7 protein-coding genes are annotated in these 7281 nt (G+C 69.7%); 3 read left to right on the plus strand and 4 right to left on the minus strand.

Annotated features, from left to right (window positions below):
* Window positions 1-237: 237 nt before the first annotated feature.
* From P3W75_RS07790 to P3W75_RS07800, 3 genes are all read right to left on the minus strand, one after another.
* On the minus strand, window positions 238-2559 hold the full coding sequence (locus P3W75_RS07790) for an FdhF/YdeP family oxidoreductase (protein ID WP_276226791.1): 2322 nt from the start codon (window positions 2557-2559) through the stop codon (window positions 238-240).
* 15 nt (window positions 2560-2574) lie between these two features.
* Window positions 2575-3411, minus strand: coding sequence for a formate dehydrogenase accessory sulfurtransferase FdhD (gene fdhD, locus P3W75_RS07795; RefSeq protein WP_276226792.1), 837 nt, complete (start codon window positions 3409-3411; stop codon window positions 2575-2577).
* A 95-nt stretch (window positions 3412-3506) separates the two neighbouring features.
* Entirely contained in the window at window positions 3507-4400 is an 894-nt protein-coding gene (locus P3W75_RS07800; protein WP_276226793.1) for a LysR family transcriptional regulator, read from the minus strand.
* 150 nt (window positions 4401-4550) lie between these two features.
* Between P3W75_RS07800 and lysM the strand changes: the two genes are divergently transcribed.
* Window positions 4551-4988, plus strand: a complete 438-nt coding sequence (gene lysM / locus P3W75_RS07805; RefSeq protein ID WP_009615155.1) for a peptidoglycan-binding protein LysM — start codon at window positions 4551-4553, stop codon at window positions 4986-4988.
* A 66-nt stretch (window positions 4989-5054) separates the two neighbouring features.
* On the opposite strand, the gene yrfG is transcribed toward lysM, so the two are convergent.
* A complete protein-coding gene (gene yrfG / locus P3W75_RS07810) occupies window positions 5055-5717 on the minus strand; it encodes a GMP/IMP nucleotidase (protein WP_276226794.1) in 663 nt (220 codons plus the stop codon).
* 115 nt (window positions 5718-5832) lie between these two features.
* Here yrfG and nudE point away from each other — a divergent pair, with 115 nt between their 5' ends.
* Together nudE and cysQ are read left to right on the plus strand one after the other, a co-directional pair.
* Window positions 5833-6399, plus strand: a complete 567-nt coding sequence (gene nudE / locus P3W75_RS07815; protein WP_276226795.1) for an ADP compounds hydrolase NudE — start codon at window positions 5833-5835, stop codon at window positions 6397-6399.
* Complete coding sequence (cysQ, locus tag P3W75_RS07820) at window positions 6396-7217, plus strand: 3'(2'),5'-bisphosphate nucleotidase CysQ (RefSeq protein ID WP_276226796.1); 822 nt, start codon at window positions 6396-6398, stop codon at window positions 7215-7217. Before nudE ends, cysQ begins: the two co-directional genes overlap by 4 nt.
* Window positions 7218-7281 lie beyond the last annotated feature (64 nt).

Consider the following 7281-nt stretch of genomic DNA (forward strand, 5'->3'; position numbering starts at 1 on the left):
GCTTCGGTCAACACCATCCTACGACGGTGCTTCTCCTGCACCTGGTAGGAGCGGACTCCGTCCGCGAATAGATAAACCACGGATACAGCTCCAGGGGCGCTGCAGATTTCCTGCGTGAGGTGTTTGCGTACGAGCGAGCTTGCTCGCGAACAGGCTCCGCAGCGGGCTTCGTTCGCGAGCAAGCTCGCTCCCACAGGGTGGCGATGCGGTTGCGTACGCCTGGTGTCTACAGCCGGCTCAGAGGATGCGTCCGTCGCCCCGTGCGCTTTCCAGGCGCACCGCGATGAACTTCGAGGTCGGTGTGTAGCTGCCCACGCCGTGGCTTTCCAGCGGCACCAGCGGGTTGGTCTCCGGGTAGTAGGCCGCCGCCTGGCCTGCGGGGATGTCGAAGGCCAGCAGGGTGAAGCCGCTGACCCGGCGCTCCACGCCATCGCTCCACAGCGACACCATGTCCACCTTCTGCCCCGGCTCGAAGCCCAGGCGGCGGATGTCCGCCTCGTTGGCGAAGACCACCTCGCGCTGCCCGCGCACGCCGCGGTAGCGGTCGTCCAGGCCGTAGATGGTGGTGTTGTACTGGTCGTGGGAACGCAGGGTCTGGAGGATCAGGTCGGGGCGCTGGCCGGTCTGCCGGACCTTCTCCGGCAGCAGGTCGGCGGGCAGCTCGTTGGCCTTGAAGTTGGCCTTGCCGCTGGCGGTGTTCCAGCGCCGCGCGCCGGCGGCGTTGCCCAGGTAGAAGCCGCCGGGGTGGGCCACGCGGCGGTTGAAGTCGGCGAAGCCGGGAATAGTGTCGGCGATCAGGTCGCGGATGCGGTCGTAGTCGGCGATCAGCGCGTCCCAGTCCACCGGACGGTTGCCCAGGGTGGCCTTGGCGATGCCGGCGATGATCGCCGGCTCCGAACGCATCTGCTTCGACAGCGGCTCCAGCTGGCCGAAGGACGCGTGGATCATGCTGAAGGAGTCTTCCACGGTCACCGCCTGCGGGCCGTCGGCCTGGCGGTCGATGTCGGTGCGGCCCAGGCACGGCAGGATCAGCGCGTCGTCGCCGCAGGTCAGGTGGCTGCGGTTGAGCTTGGTGCTGATGTGCACGGTCAGCGCGCAGCTTTCCAGCGCCTTGTGGGTGCGTGGGCTGTCCGGGGTGGCCTGGGCGAAGTTGCCGCCCAGGCCGATGAACACGCGGGCGCGACCTTCGAGCATGGCGTTGATGGCCTCCACGGTGTTGTGCCCGTTGCGTCGCGGCACGCGGAAGTCGAAGCGTTTCTCCAGGGCGTCGAGCAGCGCCGCCGGCGGGCGGTCGTTGATGCCCATGGTGCGGTCGCCCTGCACGTTGCTGTGGCCGCGCACCGGGCACAGGCCGGCGCCGGGCCTGCCGAGGTTGCCGCGCAGCAGCTGCAGGTTGACCACTTCCTGAATGGTCGGCACCGAATGGTGGTGCTGGGTCAGGCCCATGGCCCAGCAGATGATCACCCGCTCGGCGCGGCGGTACATGCTGGCCGCGGCCTCGATCTCGGCCAGGCTCAGCCCGGACTGTTCCTCGATGGCCTCCCAGGGCGTGGCGTCCAGCTCGGCCAGGTAGGCCTCGACGCCGTCGGTGTGCTCGGCGATGAAGGCGTGGTCGAACACCGCCGGCTCGCCCTTGGCCTGGGCTTCGCGCTCCCACTGCAGGAGGAACTTGGCCATGCCGCGCAGGGCGGCCATGTCGCCGCCCAGGGCGGGGCGGAAGAACGCGGTGTTCAGCGGTTCGGAACCGTTGCTCAGCATCTCCAGGGCGTGCTGCGGGTGCTGGAAGCGTTCCAGGCCGCGCTCCTTCAGCGGGTTGAAGGCCACCACCTGGGCGCCGCGCTTCACCGCTTCGCGCAGCGGTTCGAGCATGCGCGGGTGGTTGGTGCCGGGGTTCTGGCCGAACACGAAGATGGCGTCGGCGTGCTCGAAGTCGGCGAAGGTCACGCTGCCCTTGCCGACCCCGACGCTCTGCCCGAGGGCTACGCCGCTGGCCTCGTGGCACATGTTCGAGCAGTCCGGGAAATTGTTGGTGCCGAAGGCGCGGACGAACAGCTGGTAGAGGTAGGCCGCCTCGTTGCTGGCCCGGCCGGAGGTGTAGAACTCGGCCTGGTCGGGGCTGTCCAGGTTGCGCAGGTGGCGGGCCACCAGGGCGTAGGCCTCGTCCCAGCTCACCGGCAGGTAGCGGTCGCTGGCGCGGTCGTAGCGCATTGGCTCGGTCAGCCGGCCCTGGTACTCCAGCCAGTAGTCGCTCTGCTCGCGCAGGGCGCTCACGCTGTGGCGGGCGAAGAAGGCCGCGTCGACGCGGCGCTTGGTGGCTTCCCAGTTGACCGCCTTGGCGCCGTTCTCGCAGAACTTCACCCGGCCGTCCTCGGGGGAGTCGCCCCAGGCGCAGCCGGGGCAGTCGAAGCCGCCGTTCTGGTTGGTCTTGAGCAGCGCGCGCAGGTTCTTGAACGGCTGCTTGCTGTCCAGCCAGAAGCGCGTGACGCTGATCAGCGCGCCCCAGCCGGCGGCGGGTCCCTTGTAGGGTTGGTAGCGGGGATTGATCGGTTGCAGGCTCATGGCGAATCTCGGCGGTCAGTGGGTGGCCGGCGCGGGGCTGTAGACCCGCGGCGCGCTGTGATGGGGCAGGTGGATCAGGTTCAGGTTGTGCCGGCGCGCCCACTCGACGGTGAGCGCGGTGGGCGCGGACAGGCTGACCAGGGTGGCGATGCCGGCGCGCACCGCCTTGTGGATCAGCTCCAGGCTGCAGCGGCTGGTGACCACGGCGAAGCCGTCGCGGCCGTCGACGCGGCGCTGCTTGAGCGCGCCGATCAGCTTGTCGAGGGCGTTGTGCCGGCCGATGTCCTCGCGGCACAGGGCGATCTCGCCGTTGCCGTCGACGTAGAGCGCCGCGTGCAGGGCGCCGCTGCGCCGGGCCAGGTCCTGGGCCTGGTCGATGCGCTGGCGCAGCCCGCGCAGGTGCGCCACCGGCGGCAGCGCGGAGGGTTCCAGGGCCGGCAGGCTGGGCAGCGCCTGTTCCAGCGCCTCCACTCCACACAGGCCGCAGCCGCTGCTGCCGGCCAGTTGCCGGCGCTGGCGCTTGAGCGCCCAGAAGGCGCGGCTGCTGATCTGCACCTCGGCGCTGACGGCGTCGGCGAGGCGATTCAGGCGGATGTCATAGATGTCGTCGATGGAACCGACCAGGCCGTTGCTCAGGCTGAAGCCTCGGACGAAGTCCTCCAGGTCGGTGGGGGAGGTCATCATCACCGCCTGGCTCAGGCCGTTGTAGGCGATCGCCAGGGCCACTTCCGCGGCCAGCGCGGCGCTGCCGGCGGCGGGTTCGGCGCTGAGTTCGGCGTAGGCGTAGGCGCCGTCGGCAACGACGGCTGCCCGCGCGTCGGGGGACGCCGGGCGTGCAGGCAGGCAAGGCATGGGCTGAGCCCTGTTTTCGAGTAATGGCTCCAGCCTAGGCCTGTGGATAAGGGACGTCTAATCGGTAGTTCCGATGCCTTGATCGACGCTGTCTATCAATGGCTTTCGCCGAGGAACATCCGCCGGGCTTCCTCGAAGCAGGCCTCGGCCAGCGCCGAACGTGGCGCCGAGCGGCGCTGGATCAGCCCCAGCGGCGCCAGGGTGCGGGCGTCGTCGATGGGCAGCAGGCGCAGGTGCCGGCCCTGGGCCTCCAGGCCGCTGCCCAGGGGCATGATGGCGCAGCACAGGCCGCGCTCCACCGCCTGCAGCAACTGGTGCACCGCGTCGGTCTCCAGGCGCACCCGTGGGGTCAGGCCGTGGCGGCGGAAGCCGTGGTCGATGGACTGGCGGAAATGCATGCCGCTGGACAGCAGGCCCAGCGGCAGTTCGGCCAGGGCCGGCCAGTCGAGGCTGTCGCCGGCCAGTTGGAAATGCCGTTCGTCGTATAGCAGGCCCATGCGCGTCGCGGCCAGCTCCAGGCTCTCGAAGTGCGTGGCGTCGAGGCGGTCGAGGTAGGACAGGCCGAGGTCCAGCTGGTTGCGCCCGAGGCCTTCGAGCACTTGCTCGGAGCTCAGGGCGAACAGCTGGAAGCGCAGCTCCGGGTGGCGCTCGGCGAACAGACCGACCAGTTCCATGGGGTCGAAGCCGGCCAGCGGCACCACGCCCAGGCGCAGGGTGCCGACCAGCTGGCCACGGCAGGCGGCGGCCTCGGCGTACAGGCCGTCGTGGGCGGCGAGCAGGCTGCGGGCCCAGGCCAGCACGCGCTCGCCGGCCTCGGTGAAGCCCTCGAAGCGCTGGCCGCGCCGCACCAGTTCCAGGCCCAGCTCCTCTTCCAGCGAGCGCAGGCGCATCGACAGGGTCGGCTGGGTGACGTGGCAGCGCGCGGCGGCTTGGCCGAAGTGCCGGGTCTCGTCGAGGGCGCAGAGGAATTTCAGCTGTTTGATGTCCACCGGCGGTTGGGCTCCGAGGGTGTTCTGTCGGGTGGGGGCAGCTTTCGGACGTATCCCATCGTTACCCGGGATGCTGGCGTCTAGACTCCTTGGCGGCGCGGCCCGCCCCGGCGTCGGCCGCTGGTAACTGTAACCGCAAGGAGAAAGGACATGGGCATTCTGTCATTCGTTAAGGAAGCCGGCGAGAAGCTGCTCGGTGGCCTGCTGGGCGACAAGGCGCAGGCAGCGGAGTCGCTGAAGGAGCACGTGGCCAAGGTCGGCCTGGGCAACCCGAACATCCAGGTCAGCGTCGAGGGCGACAAGGTGATCGTCAGCGGCGAGGCCGCCAGCCAGGAAGAGAAGGAGAAGATTCTCCTGGCGCTGGGCAACGTCGAGGGCGTGGCCGGCGTCGAGGACAGCATCAGCGTGCCCCAGGCCGCGCCGGCGGCGCGTTTCGTCACGGTGAAGAAGGGCGACACCCTGAGCGCCATCGCCAAGGCCGAGTACGGCAACGCCAACGCCTACATGAAGATCTTCGAAGCCAACAAGCCGATGCTCAGCCACCCGGACAAGATCTATCCGGGGCAGGTGCTGCGGATTCCGGAGTAACGGAGCAGGCCCCGAGCGGCCCCGTAGGAGCGGGCCACGCCCGCGATTCGCGCGTCTGGCGCGCTCCTACAGGTTGTCGATCAGCGCGCGGTAATCCTCCACCGCATCGAACTCCGCCGTGTCCTTCGGGCCCTGGCGGCTGTCCGGCTGGCGCACCGCCAGTAGCTGGCCGACGCCGAAGGTGCGCGCGCTGCGCAGGATCGGCAGGCTGTCGTCGATGAACAGGCTGCGCGCCGGGTCGAAGCCGAAGTCGGCCTGCAGGGCCTGCCAGAACTGCTGGTCTTCCTTGGGGAAGCCATAGTCGTGGGAGCTGATCAGGCGGTCGAACCAGGGCGCCAGCTCCACCCGTTCCAGCTTCAGCGACAGCGAGTCGCGGTGGGCGTTGGTGATCAGCGCCACGCGCTTGCCGGCGCGGCGCAGGGCGGCGAGGAAGGTGTCGGCGTCCGGGCGCAGGGCGATCAGGTGCGCCACCTCGCGCTTGAGGTCGCGGATCGACAGGCGCAGCTCGCGGCTCCAGAAGTCCAGGCAGTACCAGTTCAGTTGCCCGGCGTTGTCGCGGAACAGCGGCAGCAGCTCGGCGTCGGCCTGCGCGCGGGTGATGCCGTGGTGCTCGGCGTAGCGCTGCGGCAGGTGCTGCAGCCAGAAATGATTGTCGAAGTGCAGGTCGAGAAGGGTGCCGTCCATGTCCAGCAGGACGCTGTCGATCTCGGCCCAGTTCAGGCGTGGCATGCTCTGCCCTGTGGCGGGGTGCCGCCTTGTCGCACACTGACGCAAGGAACGACACGGATTATCGGAAAAGGCGGGTTATCATAGCCGACCCGGACCCGCCCCAGGAGTCGTACCCATGCGTCAGAAACCCGAGGTGCTCGCCCGCGAAATTGTCGCCAAGAGCCGCCTTTTCGCAGTCGAAGAGCTGCAGTTGCGCTTCGCCAACGGCGTCGAGCGGACCTACGAGCGCCTGGTGGGCAAGGGCCAGGGCTATGGCGCGGTGATGGTGGTGGCGTTGCTCGACGCCGAGCACGCCGTGCTGGTCGAGGAATACTGCGCCGGCGTCGATGAGTACCAGCTGTCGCTGCCCAAGGGCCTGGTCGAGCCGGGCGAGGACGTGCTGGCCGCCGCCGACCGCGAGCTGAAGGAAGAGGCCGGCTTCGGTGCCAAACGGCTGGAGTACGTCACCGAGCTGTCGCTGTCGCCGGGTTATATGAGCCAGCGCATCCAGGTGGTGCTGGCCCGCGACCTCTACCCGGAAAGCCTGCCGGGCGACGAGCCGGAGCCGCTGCGGGTCGACCGCATCAGCCTGCGCGAGCTGTCCAGCCTGGCGCAGAACGCCAGCTTCAGCGAGGGCCGCGCCCTGGCCGCGCTCTACCTGGTGCGCGACATCCTGATCCAGCGCGGGGAGTTCCAGCCTTGAGCCATGAGCTGATCCCCGCCGTCGTGGCGCTGGCGCAGCGCGCCGGCGCAGCCATCCTGCCGTTCTGGCGCAGCGACCTGGCCGTGACCGAGAAGGCCGACGCCTCGCCGGTCACCGCCGCCGACCTGGCCGCCCACCGCGTGCTCGAAGAAGGCCTGCGGGCCCTGGCGCCGGAGGTACCGGTGCTGTCCGAGGAAGATTGCACCATCGCTTTGGCCGAGCGTCGCGAGTGGACGCGCTGGTGGCTGGTCGACCCGCTGGACGGCACCAAGGAATTCATCGCCGGCAGCGAGGAGTTCACCGTCAACGTCGCCCTCATCGAGCGCGGCCGGGTGGTCTTCGGCGTGGTCGGCATCCCGGCCAATGGCCGCTGCTACTTCGGTGGCGCCGGGCTGGGCGCCTGGCGCCAGGAGGCGGACGGCGGCAGCGCGCCGATCGGCGTGCGCGTGGCGCCGGCCGAGGCTTTCACCGTGGTGGCCAGCAAGCGCCATTCGAGCCCGGCCCAGGAACGCCTGCTGGCCGGCCTGGGCGAGCGCTTCGGCGACCTGGCCCTGGCCAATGTCGGCAGTTCGCTGAAGTTCTGCCTGCTGGCCGAGGGTTCGGCCGACTGCTACCCGCGCCTGGCGCCCACCTCGCAGTGGGACACGGCGGCGGCCCAGGGCGTACTGGAAGGCGCCGGCGGCGAGGTGCTCGACCTCAAGGGCGAGCCCTTCACCTACGAGGCCCGCGAGGATTACCTGAACGGCTCCTTCCTGGCCCTGCCGAAGGCGGCCGCCTGGCGCGAGGAGCTGATCCAGCTGGCTCGCACGCTGGATTGATATTCCGGGAACGTCCCTGCGCCATGCCTATGCAGGAGCGCGCCCTGCGCGCGAGTCGCGGGCA

The sequence above is a fragment of the Pseudomonas citronellolis genome (assembly GCF_029335315.1).
Taxonomy (GTDB): domain Bacteria; phylum Pseudomonadota; class Gammaproteobacteria; order Pseudomonadales; family Pseudomonadaceae; genus Pseudomonas; species Pseudomonas citronellolis_A.

Coding starts and splice junctions, on each gene's coding strand:
- P3W75_RS07790 (WP_276226791.1), bottom strand. CDS start 2,559: ATGAGCCTGCAACCGATCAATCCCCGCTACCAACCCTACAAGGGACCC.
- fdhD (WP_276226792.1), bottom strand. CDS start 3,411: ATGCCTTGCCTGCCTGCACGCCCGGCGTCCCCCGACGCGCGGGCAGCC.
- lysM (WP_009615155.1), top strand. CDS start 4,551: ATGGGCATTCTGTCATTCGTTAAGGAAGCCGGCGAGAAGCTGCTCGGT.
- yrfG (WP_276226794.1), bottom strand. CDS start 5,717: ATGCCACGCCTGAACTGGGCCGAGATCGACAGCGTCCTGCTGGACATG.
- nudE (WP_276226795.1), top strand. CDS start 5,833: ATGCGTCAGAAACCCGAGGTGCTCGCCCGCGAAATTGTCGCCAAGAGC.